We start from the raw sequence: 21429 nt of genomic DNA, 5'->3' as shown, positions 1-21429 counted from the left end.
AAACCGCGGTACGGTCGCCCCGTGAGTGAGCTAGTCCAGCTGAGCGGCAAGCAGCAAGCCCGATCCGCGCGCGGGCCCGGTCGTGGCCCCGGCGCCCCCGACGACCGCCTGCGCGCCTTCCTGCCCACCTCGCAGGAGGAGCTCGACGCGCGCGGCTGGGACGCCATAGACATCCTGATCATCAACGGCGACGCCTACGTGGATCACCCCGCGTTCGGCGGCGCGCTGATCGGCCGCTTCCTCGAGGCGCGTGGCTTCCGCGTGGGGATGATCGCGCAGCCCGACTGGAACGACCCGAGCTCGCTGCTGCGCCTCGGCGTCCCGCGCGTGATGGTGGGCATCACCGCCGGCAACTTGGACAGCATGCTGAACAAGCTGACCGCGCAGAAGAAGGTGCGCTCGGACGACCAGTACTCGCCGGGTGGGAAGACCGGCTCGCGCCCCAACCGCGCCAGCATCGTGTACTCCAACCTCGCGCGCGCGGCGTTCGGCAAGCACGGCGTGCCCATCATCCTGGGCGGCATCGAGGCGTCGCTGCGGCGCATCGCGCACTACGACTACTGGAGCGACCAGGTGCGCCGCGGGATCCTCTTGGACGCCAAGGCCGACATGCTGATCTTCGGCATGGCCGAGCGGCCCGTGTGGGAGGTGGCCGAGCGCCTGCGCGCGGGCGAGACCATTTCGCAGATCCGTGACGTGCGCGGCACGTCGTTCGTGATGCAGAAGGGCACCTGGGAGCAGCTGCCCAAGAGCACCAAGGTGCGCGACGGAAAGCCCCTGTGGCTGCCCAGTTACGAGGAGGTCAGCACCGACCTGCACGCCTTCTCCGAGATGAGCGGGCACTTCCAGAAGGAGACCAACCCGGGCAACGGGCGCGTCTTGATCCAGCCGCACGGCGACCAGGCGCTGTACTTCAACCCGCCCCCCGAGCCGCTCGACACGGCGCTGATGGACGAGCTGTACGACATGCCGTTCCAGCGCGCGCCGCACTTCGGCTACACGGAGAAGATCCCCGCCTTCGAGACGGTGAAGCACAGCATCGTGACCATGCGGGGCTGCTTCGGGGGCTGCTCGTTCTGCTCCATCACCGAGCACGAGGGCCGCGTCATCCAGAGCCGCAGCGCCGAGAGCGTGCTGCGCGAGGTGCGCGCGCTGCGCCGCATGGGCGACTACCGCGGCGTGATCAGCGACGTGGGCGGGCCCACCGCCAACATGTACCAGATGAAGTGCCGCGAGGAGACCATCGAGCGCTCCTGCCGGCGCCTGAGTTGCGTGCACCCGAAGGTCTGCGAGAACCTGGTCACCGACCACCAGCCGCTCATCCAGCTGCTGAAGAAGGTGCGCGAGGAGGACGGCGTGAAGAAGGTCTTCATCGCGTCCGGTGTGCGCTACGACCTGGCCGAGCGCTCGCCCGAGTTCGTGCGCGAGCTGGCCAAGCACCACACGGGCGGGCAGCTCAGCGTGGCGCCCGAGCACGTGGACGACGACGTGCTCGACAAGATGAAGAAGCCGGGCGCCGAGAGCTACGAGCGCTTCGCCGACATGTTCGCGTGCGCCACGGAAGACGCCGGCAAGGACCAGCACCTGGTGCCCTACTACATCTCGGGGCACCCGGGCTCCACGCTCGCCGCCATGATCAAGCTGGCGCTGTACTTGAAAGAGCGCGGGCTGCGGCCCCGGCAGGTGCAGGACTTCATCCCCACGCCCATGTCCATGGCCACCAGCATGTACTACACGGGGCTGGACCCGCAGACGCAGAAGCCGGTGTACACGGCCAAGAGCCTGCGCGAGAAGCGCATGCAGAAGGCGCTCCTGCAGTACTGGGACGTGACGCAGCACGACCTCGCGCGCGAGGCGCTGATTCAAGCGAAGCGCGGGGACCTGATCGGCAGCCGCGAGCAGTGCCTGGTGCCGCCCGCCACGGGCAAGGGGGCGCTGAGCATCCACGAGCGGCGCAAGCAGGAGGCCGGGCGCGAGGGAGCGCAGGGCCGCTTGGGGAAGCGCGGCGCAGGCACTCGTCCGGCGGGGCGTCCCGTGAAGCCACCTCGCCCGCGTTGACGTGGGCGCTCGCTGCGGGTGTACTCCGCGCATGCCTGGCGTCGACACCACTCGCTCCTTCGTTCCGCTGCGCCTCGCCATCCTGACGGTGTCGGACACGCGCACGCTCAGCACCGACACCTCGGGCGGCATCCTCGAGGCGCGCGCCACGGAGGCAGGCCACCACGTGGTGGTGCGCCGTGTGGTGCCCGACCTGCGTGATCTAGTGGAAGCCCAGCTCTTGGCGTGGGCCGACGAGGGCGAGGTGGACGTCACGCTGACCACCGGCGGCACCGGGCTGACCGAGCGCGACATCACGCCCGAGGCCGTGCACGCGGTGTGCGACAAGCTCATCCCCGGCTTCGGCGAGGTGTTCCGCACGCTCTCCATGCGCAGCATCGGGCTGTCCACGCTGCAGTCGCGCGCCACGGCGGGCGTGTGCCGCGGCATGCCCATCTTCGCGCTGCCGGGCAGCAACGGCGCGTGCCGCGACGCGTGGGACGAGATCCTGGTGCACCAGCTGGACATCCGCTATCGGCCCTGCAACCTGGCCGAGATCGCGCCGCGCCTGCGGCATGATCCGTCGCCGCGCCCCGAGTGCGTGGTGCCGGGCGACGCCGAGCAGCTGCGTGCCCAGCTGCTGGATGCGCTCTCGCGCGGAGACGCGGCAGCGCTGCACGCCTGCTTCGCCGAGGAGTCCACGCTGCTGGCGCCGGGCCACGCGCCCTTGGTGGACGGGCCCGCGCGCGAGGCTTGGCTGGCTGCGCTGCCGCGCGGCGGCGAGCCGGTGTCGCAGCCGCTCGGTGCCGTCAGCTACGAGCCTGGCCAGCTGGCCGCCCGCGACGTGGCGCAGCTGCGGCTCTCGCCCACGCGCGCCTTTGTGATGAGCGCCACCCTGCGGCGCCGGCAGGGGCGCCCCGTGTACGCGCTGCTGCACCTCTCGGAGCTGGCGTCGTGATGTATGAAAGGGTGCGTGCGCACCCACATGCGCCGTGCTACCCGTCGCCGATGCAGCTGCGCAGCAAGTGGGTCTTGGCGCTGGCCCTGGGGGTTCTCCAGCCGAGCGTGGTGCACGCCGACGCGCCCCGCGCGCTGATGATGGCGCCCATGGGGGACGCCGACGAAGAGATGACCAGCAACGCCATGACCGAGGTGCGCGCCACGCTCGAGCATCAGGGCGTGGTGTTCGTCATGGCGCCGCGTGGGCTCTCGCTCGAGTGTGAGACGCAGGCGTGTCGGTCGGCCGCGGCAGCCCAAGCCGGCGCCAACATCGCGGTCACGGTGCTGGTCTGGCGGCCCACGTCCTTCCGCGCCGAGGGGCGCGTGGAGGTGGCCCTCACCGACGTGTCGGGCGAGACCGTGGGCGCCGAGGTGGATTTCGCCGCGGACGAGCTGTTGGCCGCCGTGCAGGCCGCGCGCGGCGCGCTCGAGCGCTTTGGCCAGCGCACGCGCGTGGCGCTCGAGATCACGGGCATCGAGGGGGCCGCCGTGCTGGTGGACGGACGCCCGGTGGGCGTGGTGCCCTACCGCGGCAGCCTGGGCACCGGACCGCATCGCATCCGGGTGGTGGCCGACGGTGAGGTCTTGTTCACCCGCGAGGTGAACGTGGAGCAGGGCGCCGAGCCCATCCTCCTGCGCGTGGACGGCGACGAGCCCGCAGAAGACGACGCTGACGCGGCCGCGAGCGAGCGCACGGGTGGGTCCACCGCGGGCGTGGCGGCAGGCTCCGCGCTCGGGGTGGCGGGCGTGGGCGCCGTGCTCTGGGTGGTGGTCGAGGCCGCCCGTAGCGGCTGCGCGGACCGCAACGCGCTCGGCGAGTGCACGAGTCAGCGTGAGCTGCGGCGTGGGCCCGCCGTGGCTGTGGGTGTGGGGGCGGCCATGCTGGCCACGGGCGTGGTCCTCATCCTGCGCTCGCGGGGCTCGAGCGAGCCGGGGCCCGAGGTGAGCGCACGCGTCTCGCCCACGAGCGCAGCGCTCAACGTCTCGTTCTGACCGGCTGCGTCGTGGCCCCGCGATGGGCGGCCCAGCGAGTGGGCCGGGTTGTGACCCCCCTGGTGCGTGGCGTTGACCGGGTCGTGGCCGCCTGCCGCCCCCCAGCCCCCCGGGGCCCCCGCCGGCGGCCGCGTCAGAACCCCCGGGATCAGCGCGACGCCCGGGAGCCCTCCCCGGCACCCCGGCCCGAGGGTGCCGAACAGGGGAGCGCCCTCGGCGCTCGGGAAGGCCGGGAGCGCGCGCGGAGCGGGGCCCAGTGCGCACCAGGGACGCCAGGCTTCCCCCCGCCGGAAGTCGCGGGTCAGCGGCGCGTGAAGCGCTGGTGCACCACCATCCACTCGTTGCCCTGGTCGTAGCCGAAGAGCTCCGCGCAGGACAGGAAGAAGATGCGCCAGCGCTGGTCCCAGAGCGCTGCGTCCTTGCCGTACACGCTCTCGAACAAGGCGCGGATCTCGGTGCGCGCTGCGTCGTGGCGTGCGAGCCAGGCCTCGGCGGTCTTGGCGTAGTGCGTGCCCGAGAAGCGCCGTTCGTCTTCGAGCACCAGGTCCTGCTGGAAGCGCGCGAACAAGTCCGCCGAGGGCATGATGCCGCCCGTGAAGAAGTGACGCGCCATGAAGTCGCCCTCGCCCTCGGGCTCGAACGGGTAGGCCAGCTCGCGGTGGCAGAACACGTGGAAGCACGCGCCGCCCCCTGGCCGCAGCCAGCGCGCGATGCGGGCGAACACGGCCTGGTGGTTGCGCACGTGCTCCAGCATCTCGACGCTGACACAGCGGTCGAACGCGCCCTCCGGGAGGTCCAGCGTGTTCACGTCGGCGGTCAGCAGCGTGACGTTGGTGAGGCCCAGCTCACGCAGCTTCTCGGTCACGTAGAGCCGCTGCGGCGCCGAGTTGGACACGCACGTGAAGCGCGCGTTGGGGAAGCGCGCCGCCATGAAGAGCGTGAGCGAGCCCCAGCCGAAGCCCAGCTCCAGCACGCGCTCTCCGTCGCGGATGCCCGCGAACTCCACCGTCTCGCGCAGCATCGCCTCCTCGGCGGCTTCGAGCGTGGTCACGCCCTCGGGGAAGTAGCAGCTCGAGTACTTGCGGTGTGGCCCCAGCACCAGCTCGAAGAAGCGCGGCGGGAGCTCGTAGTGCTGCTGGTTGGCGGCCTCGGTGTGCACGGCGATGGGGCCAGCGCGGAGGCCGGCCAGCAGCTCTCGGAAGCGCGCGTGCGTGGCCTCGCTGCCGCCCCGGCGCTCGTGGCGCAGGCGCTCGGCGCACAGCGCACGGATGCCGAGGCGGATCACGGCGTCGGGCAGCAGGCCCCGCTCGGCGGCCTCGATGGGCGACAGGGCGTGGCGCTTGGCCACGCGCAGCGCGGGCTCGATCAGCTCGGTGGCGTTCATCATCGGGTCACCTCCGTGTGGAGCTCGGGCAGGAACTGCGCGCGCCGGTTGCCCGGCTTCGCGAACAGGAGCTGCACGTTGGAGAGGCGCCGCTCCTCGAAGCCCCCCTCGCAGTAGGCCAGGTACAGCGTCCAGAGCCGCAGGAAGCGCTCGTCGTAGCCGAGGGCGCGCACCTCGGGCTCGTGCGCAATGAAGCGCTGACGCCACTCGTTCAGCGTGCGGGCGTAGCTGGGGCCCAGGTCCTCGAGCGACGTCACGCGCAGGTCGGTGGTGCGCGCCATGGCCGACGTCATGACGCTCACGCTGGGGATGAAGCAGCCCGGGAAGATGAAGCGCTTGATGAAGTCCACGCTGCGCCGCGCGGCCTCGTAGCGGCTGTCCTCGATGGTGATGGCCTGCACCAGCGCGAGCCCGGTGGGCTCGAGCAGGCTCGACACCTTGGCGAAGTAGGTGTCCAGGTACTCGGCACCCACGGCCTCGATCATCTCGAGCGACACCAGCTTGTCGTAGGTGCCGCGCAGGTCGCGGTAGTCCTCGAACAGCACGGTGACCTTGTCGGCCACGCCGGCCGCGGCGATGCGCTCGAGGGCCAGCTCGCGCTGGGCCTGCGAGATGGTGGTGGTGGTGACGCGGCAGCCGTAGTGCTTGGCCGCGTGGATGGCCATGCCGCCCCAGCCCGTGCCGATCTCCACCAGGTGGTCGCTCGGTCGCAGGTCCAGCTTCACGCAGATGCGGTCGAGGCGCCGCGCCTGGGCGCGCTCGAGCGTGTCGTCCGCCTCCGTGAAGAGGGCCGACGAGTACATCATCGAGTCGTCGAGGAAGAGGCGGAAGAGGTCGTTGCCGAGGTCGTAGTGCGCGGCGATGTTCTTGCGGCTCCCAGCGCGCGTGTTGCGGTTCTGCGCGTGGTAGCGGTCGAGGAGCGCGCCACCCAAGCGCGCGAGGCCGCCTTGCTCCACGCCGTCCAGCACGTCGGTGTTGCGCACGAAGAGGCGCACCAGCGCCACCAGGTCGTCGCAGCGCCAGGTGCCGTCGCCGTAGCTGCCGCACACGCCCACGCTGCCCTGCGACGCCGCCGCCAAGTAGAAGGCCTCCGTGTCGGCTACAGTGACCTCCGCATGCAGGCCATCAGGGCTCGGCGCTCCCAGGCGCATCACCCCGAAGGCATCGCGGATCACCAGCTCCCCGTGGCGCATCGCGCCCAAGCGCGCGAGCAAGCGGCCGCGCAGGAAGCGCACCAGCGACGCGTTGCGCGGCGTGGCCAGCTCGAGCTGAGTGGTGGCGGTGTGGGTGGTGCTGCTCACGGGGTGGCCCTCCTGAATTTGGGGTGCTCGTAGAAGGGGTTGCGCTTCAGGTACACGCGCAGCGCCTCGTAGTGGATGCCCACCATCACCTTCAGCGTCATGGGCGGCAGGCGCAGCAGCGCGCGTAGCCACGGTGCCCACGGTGAGCGGCTCGCGCTCGGTCAGCAGCGTGGCCTCGAACACCTTCTGTGCCTGCCCGCAGCGCGTCCATGTGCACGTCCAGGCGCTCGCCCGGCGGCGTGAAGCGCCACACGTAGCCGAGGTCCATGGGCAGGAACGGCGACACGTGGAACACCTTGTCGAACGTGAACGCGAGGCCGTCCTGCCCGGCGCGCTCGGCGTCCCGCGCGCGCAGCACGTAGGCGTGGCGCTCCTTCCACGGCGTGTTGGTGATCTCGGCGACGATGGTGTCGAGCGTCGTGCCGTCGGCCTCGAAGCAGTAGTAGAAGGTGACCGGGTTGAAGCAGTAGCCCAGGTAGCGCGGGTGCGTGAGCATGCGCACGGGCCCCGCGGGCGTGTGGCCGAGGGTGTCCTGCACGCGCGCGAGCACGGCGTGCTTCAACGGCACGCGCGCGTCGCCCAGGTAGTCCGCGCGCCGGAAGGAGAGCAGGTTGGGGCGCTCCACCGAGAAGAACGGCAGGCGCCGCGCCACCTCGCTCAGCTCGTCGAGGTCCAGATAGAACAGCCCCAGCGTGTAGTCGAAGGCGTGCGGCGTGGGCGCGAGCCGCTGGTGCCGCACGGTGCCGGTGTAGAGCGCGCTCTCGAGCGGTGCAGCGGTCATCAGAACGTGACCCCCAGGCGCGCCGCCACGTTCACCGCGCTGCGGAAGCCGTCTTCGTGGAAGCCGAAGCCCAGGTAGGCGCCCGCGAAGTGCGTGAAGCGCCCCTCGTCCAGCTTAGAGAGGCGCTCGGCCGCGACCACGCCCTCCTTGGTGAACACCGGGTGGTCGTAGCGCATGCGCGCGATGAGCTTGTCCGGGTCCACGCTGTCCGAGCGGTTGAGCGTGACGATGAACGGCTCGGGCGAGTGGATGCCCTGCAGGAGGTGCATGCCGTAGCTCACGGTGCAGGGCTCGCTCGGGTCCTCGGGCACCAGCGCGTTCCACGCCGCGGTGGCCTTCGGATGCCGAGGCAAGAGGCGCTGGTCGTGGTGCAGCGCCACGTCGTTGGCCACGAAGGGCAGGGCGGAGAGGAGCTTGCGCTCCACCGGGCTCGGGTCTGCCAAGAGCGCGAGCGCCTGGTCCGCGTGGCAGGCGATGATCACGTGGTCGAAGCGCGCGTCCCCGAGCCGCGAGGTGACCGTGACGCCGGCGTCGTCGCGCGTGATGCGCAGGGCTGGGGTGCTGGTGTGGATCACGGCGCTCGTGCCGCTGACGCGCGCCAGGATGGCCTTCACGTAGCTGTGCGAGCCGCCCTCCACCACGCGCCACGTGGGCCGCCCCGTGAAGGAGAGCATGTGGTGGTTGTCCATGAAGCGCACCAGGAACGCCACGGGCATCTCGAGCGCCTGCCCGCTGGGGCACGACCACAGCGCCGAGGCCATGGGCGCGAGGTGCTCGTCACGGAACGCGTCCCCGTAGCGGCCGGCCTCGAGGAACTCGCCCACCGAGCGCATGTCGGCGCGGGCGAGCACCGCGGGAGCCTCGCGGTAGAAGCGCGCGAGATCGGCCAGCATGCCCAGGAAGCGCGGCGACACCAGGTTGCGGCGCTGGCAGAAGAGCGTGTCCAGGCTGGTGGCGTTGTACTCGAGCCCCGTGCGCGCGTTGGACACCGCGAAGCTCATGGTGGTGGGCCGGCTGTTCACCCCCAGCTGCGCCAAGAGACGCGTGAAGAGCGGGTAGTTCTCGGGGTTGTGCACGATGAAGCCCGAGTCCACTGCGAAGCTCTGGCCCCAGCGCTCGACGGTGTGCGTGTGCGTGTGGCCCCCGAGGCGCTCAGCCGCTTCGTAGACGGTGACGTCGTGGTGCGGGGCCAGCAGGTGCAGGGCGCCCAGACCGGAGATCCCGGAGCCGATGATGGCGAGCTGGAGGCGTGGTGCGGCGGTCGTCATGTGGACTCTCGGTCGTGCCTGAAGGTAGACCGTGACTAAGTATGTCTAAGTTTTTCTTGAACACAACATGAACAAGCAACAGGCCTTCGTTCATCAACGTCTTGGTCTGCTCTGGTCACCTCCGGAATGCTGCACGAGCCCGGTCACTCGCCCGAGAAGAGTCTCCGGCAGGGAATCCCTCGGTCCCGGCGACGTTCTGTTATCCTCGCCGCTCTCGAGCAGGACGGAGTCAGCATGAATCAGGGAATGGAACAGGGCGGCGGCAACAACACGATGAAGATCGTGGGGATCACGTGCGGGGTGCTGCTGCTCCTGTCGTGCTGCTGCGGGGGCGGCTTCCTCGCGATGGGCGGAGCGGGCATCGGCGCGATGCTGAGCAGCGGGCCCAAGGGGTCCACCGATGCCTTCTTGGACGAGCTGAAGGCCGCCAATCACGCGCAGGCCTTCCAGCGCATGGGCGGGGCCTACCAGGCCACCCACGACGTGAACACGTTCACGGCGGCCGTGGCCACCATGCCGGCGCTCACCACGTTCACGGACCGCACCATGAACAACATCGCCATCAACGGCACCACGGGCACCGTCAGCGGCACGCTGACCACGCCGCAGGGCGCGCAGCAGGTGGTTTTCCAGTGCTCGCAAGCAGGCGAGCACTGGTACATCGAGCAAGTGGTGGTCAACGGTGTCATCCTGCCCTGACAACACCCTAGCCCTGCGGGCGACTTGGCGACGCCTCGCTAGTTCATGGACTCGACGCGCTTCTTGAGCGCGTCGTTGAACACCTTGTAGGCGGGGTTGACGATGGGCTCGAGCTTGGACCACGGGATCTCGAAGGCGAGGCCCGTGAAGCGCTCGCCGTGGAAGATGCGTGTGCGGCCGCCCTCGAGGGCCACCAGCTCGAAGTAGTGCTCGCCGCGCGCGAGGCGGTGCAAGAAGCGCTGAGGAGGACCCACCCACACCAGCTTCTGCCCGTCGCACTGGGTGATCTCCACGGGCACGTTGAAGGTCTTGCCCTCGGCGGCGAACGCGCAGGTCACGCGTGACCCACGGGCCAGCTTGCCCTTGATGCGCTTGATGAGCGGGTTCCACTCGGCGTACTGGTCGCTGTCGGTGAGCACGCGCCACACCCGGTCGAGGGGCGCGTCGATGTCGAGGGCATGAACGATCTGAGGCATGGTGGCGGCACTATAGAGGCGGCGGCCGGACAAGTCGATCTGCCTCGCAGCGGAGGAATGCCTCCCTAGGATTTCGCCGCTTTGCCTGTTGGGCCGCACCTTCGTCTGCGCATTCGCCAGACGACGACGTAGGCCAATGCCAGGGCTGGCCATGTGTTGGCGGAGGGGGGGCGGTGTGTCGGACTCGCTGCGCAGTGCGGCGAGCCGGACCGCGGCACCTCTGGCGTGGCGCCATCCACTGGCATGGGCCCCATGTCGAGCCTCGTGCACACCACCGAGGCGGCCTGACAGGAGTCGAGCCGCCCGTCGCCATCGCAATCACGGGTCGGAGAGAGCTCGCACGTATCGACAGCTCCGCTCGCGTCGCAGTCCACGGCGAGCCCCAGGGCGATGCCACACGAGTCCAGTAGCCCATCCCCATCGCAGTCCAGCGCGGGCGCCGTGAGGATTTCGCAGGCGTCCGCGATTCCGTCCTCGTCGCAGTCAGCACCGCAAGCATCGAGGCGGCCATTGCCATCGCAGTCCCACACAGATGCGTCGAGTGGAGCGGCCGGACCGATGACCGGAGGTGCGTTGGGCTCCTCGATCAGCACCTCTTGCCGAGTTGCTGCCGTGACAGTGGCCTCTAGCCCACCGAGAAAACGCACGCGGACCTCAACGGTACTGTCCTCGAGTGACCCGAACCCGAAGTGGGCAAGGGGTGTCGCACTTGCGGTGTGGCCTCCTTGATGCCCGAGCTCCCGGATCTGAGAGCGGCCTGACGAATCAGTCACCGTGACCCGGGCGCCGTGCCCGTCACCCCCGTGGCGATCGCGGACGCGCACACGCATCCAGTTTCGCCCGATGGGCAGTTCGTTGCGGAACAGCCGGATGCGGTCGTCGAAGTACGACACCATCACGTCCAGGTCGCCGTCATTGTCCACATCCTCCGCCAGGATCCCACGGCCCTGGCCGACCGAGCCCGGGAGCCCGTCGGGATAGGCGTCCGTCGTCATGCTTCCGCCCTCGTTCTCGAAGAGAAAGACTGGGCCAGCGCCCGGGTCCGCCGAGAAGAACCCGGAAGACACCAAGAGGTCGATGTCGCCATCCAGATCCATGTCGGCTGCCTCCGCTCCCCACCCCCACTCGGCCCGGCGAACGCCCAGCTCGTCGGTCGCGTCGCGGAAAACCCGAGCGCCCGTGTTCAGGTAGAGGCGGTTGCCGTCGATTGATTCGAGCGGCGCGAAAATCCCCACGGTGAAGATGTCGAGTCTGCCATCGCCGTCAAAGTCAGCCACGGTGGCGCCCATGTCGTTCATGCCGGGAGAGGGGGGCCGTACGCGGGAGAAGCGGCCCTGTTCGCTCCAGTAGAGTGAGCTCGTTCCGAAGTCACCGCTCAGCCAGAAGTCGAGCCAACCGTCATCATCGAAGTCCGCAAACACGCCTTCGAACGAGTGCTCTTCGCTCTGGGAACGGTCCGCGACATCGAGGCCCACGGCGGACGTCGCGTCTTCGAAGTGGCCAACGCGCTCGGGCCCCAGGTTGCGAAAGAAGCGCCCCCGTCCGGCTCCGCACTCGAACACGCCTCGTCGACTCCACTCTCCAACGTAGACGTCGAGATCCCCATCCAGGTCGGGGTCGCTCGGCGTCGCCACGACGGCCGCGTGGGCTTCGAAGCCCTGCTCCGCGATGCCCCGAGCCACGGCATCTTCGTGGAAACGAAGTCGTCCCGTCTCGAGCTCGTTGATGTAGAGAAAGTGCTGCGCGTCCCCGTGTCCAGTGATTAGGAGGTCCAGGTCACCATCCCGGTCCACATCGAAGAGCGCTGCGCCTCCCGCGAAGATCTCGCGGTCGAGCCCCAGTCCAATGGTCCGTCGTGCGTAGCCGCCCGTGCCATCGGAAAGAAAGACGAGCGGGGTGGCGCCCAAGCGAGGAGCGACGACGTCGCGGTCGCCATCGCGATCGAGGTCGCCCACCACAAACCCACCCAGGAATAGGTAGCTCCCGCAGAGTGCCGTGGAGAAGGTGCAGCCAGCTTGTTGAGCACTCCCGAGGTGGTAGGCGATCAGTCCGCTGTCGTCGCTCACCTCGGTGAACTGACCGTCAGCTGCGGACGGCAGCACACCCACCAGAAGCACGAGGGCGCGCAACCAGCATCGCGCGCCCTCTCTCACGGCATCACCAGGGGTCGTACTCACGCCCGGAGAGCGTGATCTGGTAGTTGTCACACGACCAGCCGCTCGTCGTCGGGGAGACGCGGACCGTCGCGTAGCGCGTCCAGTCATTGCAGCCAGTGCCAGGCGGCTCGAACTTCTCACTGGTCACCTCGACCCAGCCGGAGGTCTGCCCGGGTGCCACGTCGACGCACGCGTCGTCCACAGTGCTCCCGCAGCCGCCGCCGCCCGAGTACTCGACACAGAGGCGGTATGAACCAGAGGCGCTGGACGGGACCGAGATTTGGGCGCGCATCTGGGCACCCTCGTCTTCCCAGCCACAGTCTCCGCTTCCGTTGACCTGGATGTAGTAGAAGTCCACGTCGCCGGTCGGGTTCTGCTGGTCAGGGTCGTAGAGCGCCTCAGCAATGGCCGCTGCGGTGACCCAGTTGTTGTCTCCGGCCCGGTTGGCGGTGTGCGTCGCGCTGCTGGTGCAGGTGTCGGCGCGGTCACCGATGGCCAAGCGGTCGTCCGCCTGCCCATCGCAGTCATCGTCGACCCGGTTGCAGACCTCGGTGGAGGGAGGGCCGGCCACGCACGACTGCGGGGCACCGTTGCTACACGAGTTCACGGTCCGCAAGCAGGCACCCACGCCACAGTTGACGCTGGAGCCTGTCACGTTCTGGCACTGTCCGGGCGACGTGCCGGCGCAGGTGCCATTCACGGGGTCCTGACACGACGCGTTGCAAACGATCGGGCTAGGCGTGCGGCCGGAGGTGGGACACACGTCGGGTGCGGTCTGACAGCTGCGCGACGAACCGCCGCGGCAGCCCACTTCGTTGTCGGCGCGATCGACGCGCTCGTAGCAGGCATCTCCCGTGAAGTTGGCGTAGTAGCCATCACAGCTGATGCCCGCACATTCGTTCGCTGGGTCGGTGCCCGTGGGAATCGGTGCGCACACGCCCACGCTGCCCGCCACGTTGCAGGCTTCGCACGAGCCTTCGCAGCGCCCCGAGGGCACGTTGCAGCAGACCCCATCGATGCACAGGAGGCCGCCGCTGCAGTTTGCGTCATTGGTGCAAGCACCGCCTTGACCCGCGTTGGGGACACAGGCGCCGTTCATACAGTTGGCACCTTCGTCACACTGCGTGGACGAGGTGCAGTTCGTGATGCAGCTTGCGGTGCCGTTCGCCTGGCAGAACGCGTCATCGAAGAAGCCACACGAGCTGGCCAGCGACCCAGTGCAGGCGCTAGGCACGTTGGTGGGCGATACGGATGTCGCACACTGGTTGTTGGTGCACAGAGCGTCGAAGCGCGACCCCTGACAGGTCGCTGGGTTGTTGCACGTGGCTGCGGTGGTGAACGAACCCGGGCAGTTGCTGGCCGAGGCACAGCAGACACCCGAAGCGTCCGTGCCGCAGCAGAAGCCGTTGAAGCAGTGTCCGCCCGAGCAGTCACTGGACTCGTCACAAGAGTTTCCGTTCGGCACGTCCAAGACGCACGTCTGGAAGCCGGTGCCGTCGGGGTCGCAATGCGCGTTCGCGTCGCAGTCGGCCTCGCTCTCGCAGAAGATCTCGCACATGTTGGGGAACGAGGTCCCCGTGCAGAAGATGGGGGGGAAGAGACCGCAGTTGCTCTGCTGGTCGGCGGACGAACACGCGGTCGCGTCCGAGGTGTTCAGGTTGGTATCGCAGATGCTGTTGATGCACGTTGCGTATTCCCTGAAGCCCGTGCAGGTGGAGGGTGACGTACACGTTCGCACGTCGGAGTACGACGCCGGACAGTCGTCGGCGTTTCCACAGCAGTCGTCGCCGGTCCGCCCATCGCAGCAGAAGCCATTGGTGCAGAAGTCGTTCTCACAGTAGTTGTCGTCGCCACATGGACGACCATCGGGGCGGGGAAGCTCGCAAGTCCCGTTCTCATTGCAGAACGCTCCCGAGTCGCAGTCCTGATCGCCTGTGCACACGGTCAGACAGTCTGTGTCCGTAGGGTCTTGATCGGCGGTGCCGTCGCAGAAGGTGTCCAGGAAGAGGCCGCACTCGCGTGCCGGCTCCGTGTTGTTGCAGCGCGTGTCATCTGCCACCCCCTCCTGCGTGCTGCAGATGTGAGAGCTGACGTTGCACTCCACGATGCCGCGCGTGCCCTGACACGTTGCCCGGCTTTCGCAGACAGCCTGGCTCGTGCCAAAGCCCGGGCAGTCGCTGTTCTCGGTGCCACAGCAGTCTCCGTCAGCACAGCAGAAACCGTTCTCACAGTGACTGGAGCCACAGTCCGTGTCCTCGAGACACACGGAGCCATCTGGCAGGTCCGGCACGCAGGTGCCTGCGGCCACGCAGTGCGATGTGATGATGCACCGGGTATCGTCTTGCACGGCGCCCACACCGGAAACGAGCACGAGGCAGGTGTTGGCGCACGCGTCGCCATCGGCGCCGCCGCCATCGCAAGTGTAGTTCCCACAGCCGCTCAGCGCGGGGACCGTGCATGCCCCGGTCTCACACGACGACGCCTCGAACTCCGAGTACGTCACCGAGTCATCGTTCAGCTCGCAACCCGCGGCCGCGCAGTCGGTGGGCGGCTCGTCAATGCCACCGACACAGTTGTTGTCGACGCCGTCACAGATCTCGGGTGCTCCGGGGAAGATGTCGCTGCCACCGCCAGCGGGGTTGTCATTGCAGTCGTCACCGAGGCAGTCGATCCCGAGCCCGTAGCCGTCGCCGTCGTTGTCCACGCAACAGTTGGTGGCAACACAGAAATTTCCGACGACACCAGTCTGACTCACACAGGAGAACGAATTGTTCGGGCAGCTCTCGAACTCGCTCGTGCAGTCCAGCAAGCACAAGTTGCGGCCGCCGGACAGAATGCAGCGGGCATCGTTTTCGCACTGACGGTCTGCTGCTGCACTCGCCGCACACGCCCACCGTGTTTGCCGGGCCCCAAGTCCAGTCCCCCGTCGACGGGTGGCACGAACATGTCGCGCCCCAGGTCGGGCGTCATCTGTCCGCCGTCCTCGGTCAGAGTAGGTTCACCCGTTGCGCAGCCGAAGATGAGGACAGGAAGCAGTGCGCACACGAGTGTGGCCGTTGTGCGTAGAAATGTGTACATGAGCGGTCCTCGTGACGACGAGAGGAGAAACAATGCCGAAATACTGCCTTCGGATGCTTTCATGGCAGGATAGCTCGCGTCAACGGACGATGCGCAATTATTCCACGCCTGCTCGTCCTTCCCTCGCAGAGGCAGGCCGATAGCAGCCGCCCCCCGACCTGCTATGGTCGCCGCAATGGCGCGCCGCTCCGAAGCCCCTGGCCCCTGCTACAGCGAGCGCTTGGACGAGGCATTGCGCTTCGCGGCCGAGCAGTTTCGCTTCCGCGTGCGCAAGGGCTCGGGCGTGCCCTACGTCACCCACCTGCTGCAGGTCTGCTGCACCGTGGGCGAGTACGGCGGCGACGAGGAGCAGATGGTGGCGGCCGTGCTGCACGACTACCTGGAAGACGTGCACGGCGCCCACACCGACGTGCTGGTCGCGCGCTTCGGCGAGCGGGTCGCCCGGCTGGTCATGGCCCTGAGCGACTCCACCACGCATCCGAAGCCCTCCTGGTCGGAGCGCAAGGAGCGCTACGTGGAGCGGCTGCGCACGGAGCCGGCAGAGCTCAAGCTCATCAGCGCCGCGGACAAGCTGCACAACGCGCAGTGCATCGTGCGCGACCAGGTGCAGGTGGGCGACCAAGTGTTCGAGCGCTTCAGCGCCGACAAGGCCCAGACGCTCTGGTACTACCGCGCCGTGGTGGCGGCGCTCTCGGACGGCTGGGAGCACGTGCTGCTGAACGAGCTGGACGCCCAGGTGGACCGCATGCACGCGCTGGGTGGTGTGAGCCGGGGCTGAGCCGATCCGCCCTCGGCGGGGCCGAGGGGGGGTGGCCCTCAACGCGGCGTGAACAGCAGCACGGCGCCGTCGCGACGCGCCACCCACGTGCCCTGCGCGCCCACATCCACGTCGTGCGCCAGCAGGCCTGCGGCCGAGCCGAGCAGCGCTTCCCATGCGCCGCCGGCCAGCTCTCCCGGTGTCTCGGCCGCGAGCGTGCCCAGCACGAGGCCACCTTCGCCCGTGATCAGCGCGTGTGTCGGAGTCAGCGCGAAGCCGGCAGGGTTCACGCGGCGAAGCGCCTCGCTTGCCTCTTCGTCCAAGGGCACGGGGTGCGCGCGTGTTCCCGCTGCGGCATCCAGGTGCAGCTGGAACAGGTTGCCGTCGGCCACGAACGCCAATGTGCTGCCTGCGCGTTCGAGGTCCGACACGGGGCCACGGAAGAGCACCTCGGCTGCGCCCTGCGCCGGCACGCGCGCGAGGCCGCCCGGGCCGGCCACGAAGGCCACGTCCCCGCGGCTCACCAGCTGCGTCACCGCGTCGAGCGCGCCGCGTGCTTCGAGGGGCACGTCCACGAAGGACCACACACCCTCCGGGTCACGGTGCGCGAGGCCGTAGCCGCGCGGCCACTCCGCCCGCCCGCCGTGGGCGAGGAGCCAGATGTGCCCGTCCGTGCTGCGCACCCCGAGGCGCACGTTCGCGAGCTGCTGGGCATCCGGCACGCGTGCCTGCTCCACCCAGCCGCTGGGAGTCGGACTGACCAGCACCACCTCGCCAGCCGGGCTCACCAGCGCCGCCCACGGGTCGCTCGCGTGGGGGGCACCTGTGGCGTCGTGGCTCTCCAGCAGCGCCGATGCGCGCCCGTGTGGGTACACGCGGGCCTCGCCCTGCTCCACGCGCACGAGCGTTCCGTCGTCGGCGCGCAGCCACGTCCCGCCGCGCACGTCGATCGCCAGCGTGAGCGGGCGCAGGTCACGGAAGTCGGCGGCGCTGAGCGGACGCCGTGCCTCGCCCACCTCCAGCAGGCCGCGGCCGGGCTGCGCGAGGTAGACCCACTCGCTCGACGCGAACGCGGCCTCGTAGGCCGCTCCCACCTGGGGCAGCGCGTGGGCGTACAGCGCGGGGGCGGCGTCGGGCTCGTCCGTGGCGACCGGTGCAGACACGAGTGGTGCGCTGCGCGAGCGGTGCGCCTCGAGGCCGAGCGGGGCCGTGGCGCGCGGCAGGCTGGGCGTGGTGCGGAAGAGCAGGGGGTTGCCCGTGTGCTGTGCCGTGGCTCGCAAGCGGGTGCCTCCGCGCGACTCGGCGCTCAGCGCCAGCACGGCGTCCGAGGTCACCAGCAGCGGCACTCCGGCCTGTGCGATGAGGCCCACCACGGGCGCATCTCCGCTCACCGCGGTCCAGCTGTAGCTCCACCACGCGCCGGCATGGAAGCGCGCGAGCTCACCGCCGGCCTCACGCTCCAACAGCACGTAGAGCTCACCGTCCGTGCCCTCGGCCAGGGCGCGCGGGCGGCCCTGCGGAAACGCCGGCGCGCGGTGCTCACGCAGCACGTCGCCCTCGAGCTGCGCCAGGCTGGACTCCCCCAGCACGAACAACGTGTCGTCGCGCCCCAGCTGCAGGTCGTGGCAGGTGAGCGGCTCTCCCGGGAGCTCGCTCAGGGTGCGCCAGCCGCCGGCTGCCACACGCTCGAGGCGCCCGAGGCCCAGCTCGCCGCACGCGTAGAGCAGGCCATCATACACCTCGATGTCGTAGAGCACGCCGAGCGGCGGGGCGGGGAGCTCCGGTGCCGACACCCCTGCGCGTGTGGCCACGGCGCCCAGCCCGCGCGACGTGAGCACCACCAGCGTGTCGTCGGGCAGGAGCCGCGCGGCGAGCACGTCCTCGCTGGGCAGCCCCGCCGACAGACCGAGCCGCGTGGGCCGCGGAGGCCCGCTGGTGGGGTAGACGTAGAGCCCACGGTCCGTGCTGCTGTAGACCGCCTGGGCGCTGCGGAACACGTCGTGCGCGCGCGACAGATCCTCGAGCACCGTCAGTTGGAACGCGTCGTCTCCTGCGCGGACCTCGCGAAGCGCGCTCGCGCTCGGTGCGCTGCGGCAGGCGGGCAGCAGCGCCAGCGCTCCCAGCAGCGCCAGCGTCAGCCGCGTGCGTCCCGGGCGCCGGCCGCGCACGCGCTCGCTCAACGCGCCGCTCTCGCTTCGAACGCGTCGATGACGCGCGCCGCGTAGTTCACGCCGTCGAGGCGCATCATCTGCTGGATGCCGGTGGGGCTGGTGACGTTCACCTCCGTGAGCTTCCCGCCGATGACGTCGAGCCCCACGAACACCAGCCCGTCGGCGCGCAGCTTGGGGGCCACGGCGGCCACCACGCGCTGGTCGGCCTCGGTGAGCGTGGTGGCCTTCACCGACCCGCCCACGTGGATGTTGCTGCGCACGTCGTCCCCCTGCGGCACGCGCAGGATGGCGCCGAGCGGCTCGCCGTCCACCAGCAGGATGCGCTTGTCGCCCTCCACCACCTCGTCGATGAAGGCCTGCACCATGGCCACGCGCTTGCCGCTGCGGGTCACCAGCTCGATCAGCCCGTTGATGTTCTTGTCCGCCAGCGAAATGGCGAAGACGCCCTCGCCGCCGTGCCCGTCGATGGGCTTGATGACGGCGCGCCCGCCTACGCTGGCTACGAACTCCTTGATGCGCGCCTTGTCGCTGTCCACGGTGGTGCGCGGCATCACCTCGGGGAAGTGCAGCGCGTAGAGCTTCTCGTTGGCGTCGCGCAGCCCGCGCGGGTCGTTCAGCACGGCGGTCTTCCCGCGCAGGTGCTCGAGCAGCAGCGTGAGCCACAGGTAGTGCTCGTCGAAGGGCGGGTCCTTGCGGATGAACACCAGGTCCACGTCCTCGAGGCACACGCGCTCGGGCTCCCCCAGCTGCACGGGCGGCAACGCCGTGCGTGAGCTGCGCGCCTGGCGCACGGCGGCGTGCACGCGCCCTTGGTGGAGATGCACGTCTTGCACGAGGCAGTGGTCCACCCGGTGCCCGCGCGCCTCGAGCTCCAGCATGAGCGCGAAGGTGGTGTCCTCGTTGACGAGGACGGTGGAGACGGGGTCCATGACGATCACGCAGCGCATGCGTGGGTCGTAGCTGCTCTGGTGGCGTTTGGAAAGTGCGGGCGTGCTGGTGGCGGGATCGATCCGCCGGGGCGGGGCAGGGGTCGCGGCGGGCACGGACGCGCTGGCGCGTCCTGTCGGGACTCCCTGGAAATCGGCACTTCGCTGCGCTGCGTTTGATTTCCGGGTCCCCCCACGCCCTTGCCAACCCCCTGCCCCGCCCCGGCGGTGGCGGCCGTCTGGCTCCTGCACGCCCATGCGTCCGACGGGCAGCGCAGCTGGACCCCCTGGGGATTGCGCCGGGCCCACCGTGGACCGAGTGGGGCCTCGCCGCGGCTCGGCCCCGGCCCGCTGACTCGCCTCGGCCTCAGACTCGGCCTCGGACTCGACTCTCGGCCTCGGACTCGGCCTCGGACTCGGCCTCGGCCTCGGACTCGGCCTCGGCCTCGGCCTCACCGGGGGGTAACACTCCGCCCGTCCTGTCGTATCATCCGTTTAGATGGCCTCCGCCTCCACCCCCCGTCGTGTCTTCCGCCTCGCCGCTCCGTGGGGCCTGGCGCTCGCGCTCCTCTGGAGTCTCGGTGGCGGTGCCTTCGGTTCGCCGGCCCTCGCCGCCGGGACGCTCGCGCCCAACGTGCAGGCCACGCTCGCGGATGGGCGGACGTTCGACCTGGCCGCCGAGCGCGGGCACGTGGTGGTGCTCAACTTCTGGGCCAGCTGGTGCGGCCCCTGCCGCCACGAAGCGCCCGTGCTCAGCCGCGCGCATCAGCGCCTGGTGTCGCGCGGGGGCAAGGTCGTGGGGCTGTCAGTCGACCAGGTGCCCGACTCGCCGGTCGGCCTCACCCACATCTCACGCGCCGCGCAGTCGTTCGGCATGAGCTTCCCCATCGGCCTCGCTTCGCAGGCCACCGCGCGCGAGTACCGCATCAGCTCGGTGCCCACCACCTTCGTCATCAACCACGCGGGCCAGGTGTCGGCCACCTTCGTGGGCGAGGTCTCGGACGCGCAGCTCGAGCAGGCCGTCGCGGCCGCCCTGCGCTGAAAGCAGAAGAGCCGCGCTGGGGGCGCGGCTCTCGGGTCACTCGGCGGCTTCGGCGGGGGCGGGATCGGCCTCGTCCTCGCGGGTGGCGGCGCTGCCCTCACCCTCGGCAGCCTCGCCCTCGTCCTCGTCCTCCGCGTCCTCTTCCGTCTCTTCGACCTCGTCGCCGTAGCGCAGGATCTCGGGGTTGATGAACACGGCCTCGTCGCGCTCGGCCTGGGCGCGCAGCCCGGCGATGTGCTGGGCGAGCACCTCGCGCTGCTTCGCGCTGCGCAGGCCATCGCGGATGCGGGTCTGCTCTTCGTCCGTGAACTCTTCGCGGACGGCGCTCTGGCGGTCGGTGACCTGGAAGATCACGAACTCGGACCCCACGCGCAGCGGCTCGGTGGGCATGGTCTCGCCCTCGGCCATGTCGAACACGGCGCGCACGAGGTTGGCGCCGTCCAGGCCGCGGATGGGGTTGCCCGAGCGCCCGAAGCTCTCGGCGCGCTCGAGGGACGGGGCAAGGCCACTCAGCTCGGGGGCGTCCTCTTCCACGGGGTTGCCCTCGGCGTCCACGGGCGCCTCGAGCGGCAGCCCCTGGAGCGTGCGTGCCAGCTGGTCGGGGGTCACGCCGCCGCGCAGGTCGGCCAGCGCCCGCACCGCAGCTTCGGACGCCAGCTCACCGGCGCGCTCTTCGCGGTACAGCCCCTCGGCGATCTCGCGCTTGGCCTCGGCCTCGGGGACATCGCCCTCGCGCTTGTCCACCACCTGGATGATGTGGGCGCCGAAGCGGGTCTCCACCAGGTCCGAGATGGCGCCCTCTTCGAGCGCGAACTGCGCCTCGTCGAACTGCGGGACCATGCGGCCGCGCGGGTTGAAGCCCAGGTCGCCGCCGAGCGTGGCGGTGCCCGTGTCCTCGCTGTTGGCGCGCGCCAGCGTGGCGAAGTCCTCACCCGCGCGCAGGCGGCGCAGCAGGTCGGTGGCGCGTGCGCGGGCCGCGGCCTTCACCTCGTCGGTGTCGGTCTCTTCGAACTTGATCAGGATGTGGCGCGCCCGCACCTGCGCCTCGAGGCCCGTGAAGCGGGCGCGCTCGCCGGCGTAGCGCGTGTCGATCTCCGACGTGTGCTCGGCCATCCAGGCCGTGAGCGCCGCCTCGTCGATCTGCAGCTGGTCGCGGTAGTAGCGCGGCGAGAACCGCACGTAGGCGATGCTGGCGAGCTCGCGCTCACGCTCGTAGGCGCTCCACACCTCGGCGGGGCTGACCGAGACCGACTCGATCACGATGAGGCGCATGCGCTGGGCGAGCGCCTCTTCCACCTGCCACAGCGCGAACTCACCGGGGGTGAGCCCCAGCCAACGCAGGCGCTGGTCGATCAGGCGCT

The 21429-nt window shown here is 69.8% G+C and carries 15 protein-coding genes and 1 pseudogene; 6 read left to right on the top strand and 10 right to left on the bottom strand.

Annotation, left to right across the window (positions count from 1 at the left end; genetic code table 11):
* Positions 1-108 precede the first annotated feature (108 nt).
* Genes IPI43_28930 through IPI43_28920 form a run of 3 tightly spaced genes read left to right on the top strand, consistent with a single transcriptional unit; the run spans position 109 to position 4029 of the window.
* Entirely contained in the window at positions 109-2058 is a 1950-nt protein-coding gene (locus tag IPI43_28930; GenBank protein ID MBK7778093.1) for a YgiQ family radical SAM protein, read from the top strand.
* A gap of 31 nt (positions 2059-2089) precedes the next feature.
* Positions 2090-2995: a hypothetical protein gene (locus tag IPI43_28925; protein ID MBK7778092.1), complete on the top strand. Its 906-nt coding sequence runs from the start codon at positions 2090-2092 to the stop codon at positions 2993-2995.
* 50 nt (positions 2996-3045) lie between these two features.
* A complete protein-coding gene (locus IPI43_28920) occupies positions 3046-4029 on the top strand; it encodes a PEGA domain-containing protein (protein ID MBK7778091.1) in 984 nt (327 codons plus the stop codon).
* A gap of 301 nt (positions 4030-4330) precedes the next feature.
* On the opposite strand, the gene IPI43_28915 is transcribed toward IPI43_28920, so the two are convergent.
* The 4 genes and pseudogenes from IPI43_28915 to IPI43_28900 all read right to left on the bottom strand — a co-directional run bounded on the left by IPI43_28915 (position 4331) and on the right by IPI43_28900 (position 8763).
* Complete coding sequence (locus IPI43_28915) at positions 4331-5416, bottom strand: class I SAM-dependent methyltransferase (GenBank protein ID MBK7778090.1); 1086 nt, start codon at positions 5414-5416, stop codon at positions 4331-4333.
* Positions 5413-6606, bottom strand: a complete 1194-nt coding sequence (locus tag IPI43_28910) for a class I SAM-dependent methyltransferase (protein ID MBK7778089.1) — start codon at positions 6604-6606, stop codon at positions 5413-5415. Before IPI43_28910 ends, IPI43_28915 begins: the two co-directional genes overlap by 4 nt.
* A gap of 104 nt (positions 6607-6710) precedes the next feature.
* Positions 6711-7495: pseudogene (locus IPI43_28905) on the bottom strand (DUF1365 domain-containing protein).
* The gene (locus IPI43_28900; protein ID MBK7778088.1) at positions 7495-8763 is read right to left on the bottom strand and encodes an FAD-dependent oxidoreductase; all 1269 of its coding nucleotides are present in this window, start codon (positions 8761-8763) and stop codon (positions 7495-7497) included. Before IPI43_28900 ends, IPI43_28905 begins: the two are co-directional and overlap by 1 nt.
* Positions 8764-8997: 234 nt before the next feature.
* On the opposite strand from IPI43_28900, the gene IPI43_28895 reads away from it, so the two are divergent.
* Complete coding sequence (locus IPI43_28895) at positions 8998-9462, top strand: hypothetical protein (GenBank protein MBK7778087.1); 465 nt, start codon at positions 8998-9000, stop codon at positions 9460-9462.
* 38 nt (positions 9463-9500) lie between these two features.
* Here IPI43_28895 and IPI43_28890 read toward each other — a convergent pair whose 3' ends face one another.
* The 3 genes from IPI43_28890 to IPI43_28880 form a co-directional block, all read right to left on the bottom strand.
* Positions 9501-9938 carry an SRPBCC domain-containing protein gene (locus tag IPI43_28890; GenBank protein MBK7778086.1) on the bottom strand — a complete coding sequence of 146 codons (438 nt, stop codon included), beginning with the start codon at positions 9936-9938 and terminating at the stop codon, positions 9501-9503.
* Positions 9939-10003: 65 nt separating this feature from the next.
* A complete protein-coding gene (locus tag IPI43_28885) occupies positions 10004-12055 on the bottom strand; it encodes a CRTAC1 family protein (protein ID MBK7778085.1) in 2052 nt (683 codons plus the stop codon).
* 40 nt (positions 12056-12095) lie between these two features.
* Entirely contained in the window at positions 12096-14798 is a 2703-nt protein-coding gene (locus tag IPI43_28880; GenBank protein ID MBK7778084.1) for a putative metal-binding motif-containing protein, read from the bottom strand.
* Between the two features lie 549 nt (positions 14799-15347).
* Here IPI43_28880 and IPI43_28875 point away from each other — a divergent pair.
* Positions 15348-15950: an HD domain-containing protein gene (locus IPI43_28875; GenBank protein MBK7778083.1), complete on the top strand. Its 603-nt coding sequence runs from the start codon at positions 15348-15350 to the stop codon at positions 15948-15950.
* Between the two features lie 38 nt (positions 15951-15988).
* Here IPI43_28875 and IPI43_28870 read toward each other — a convergent pair whose 3' ends face one another.
* Both IPI43_28870 and gshB read right to left on the bottom strand, forming a co-directional pair.
* Positions 15989-18109 (bottom strand): hypothetical protein, encoded by a 2121-nt coding sequence (locus IPI43_28870; GenBank protein ID MBK7778082.1) that lies wholly within the window; start codon positions 18107-18109, stop codon positions 15989-15991.
* Positions 18106-19047: a glutathione synthase gene (gshB, locus tag IPI43_28865; GenBank protein MBK7778081.1), complete on the bottom strand. Its 942-nt coding sequence runs from the start codon at positions 19045-19047 to the stop codon at positions 18106-18108. The genes IPI43_28870 and gshB overlap by 4 nt, the downstream gene beginning before the upstream one ends.
* Before the next feature lie 478 nt (positions 19048-19525).
* On the opposite strand from gshB, the gene IPI43_28860 reads away from it, so the two are divergent.
* Positions 19526-20068 carry a TlpA family protein disulfide reductase gene (locus tag IPI43_28860; protein MBK7778080.1) on the top strand — a complete coding sequence of 181 codons (543 nt, stop codon included), beginning with the start codon at positions 19526-19528 and terminating at the stop codon, positions 20066-20068.
* 36 nt (positions 20069-20104) lie between these two features.
* On the opposite strand, the gene IPI43_28855 is transcribed toward IPI43_28860, so the two are convergent.
* A partial coding sequence (locus IPI43_28855; protein MBK7778079.1) for a peptidylprolyl isomerase occupies positions 20105-21429 on the bottom strand: 1325 nt, incomplete at its 5' end.

The organism is Sandaracinaceae bacterium, from assembly GCA_016706685.1.
In the GTDB taxonomy this organism is placed as follows: Bacteria; Myxococcota_A; Polyangia; order Polyangiales; family Houyiibacteriaceae; genus JADJJE01.
The sequence above is the reverse complement of the archived record's forward strand: the minus strand, read 5'-3'. Positions and strand labels throughout refer to the sequence as shown.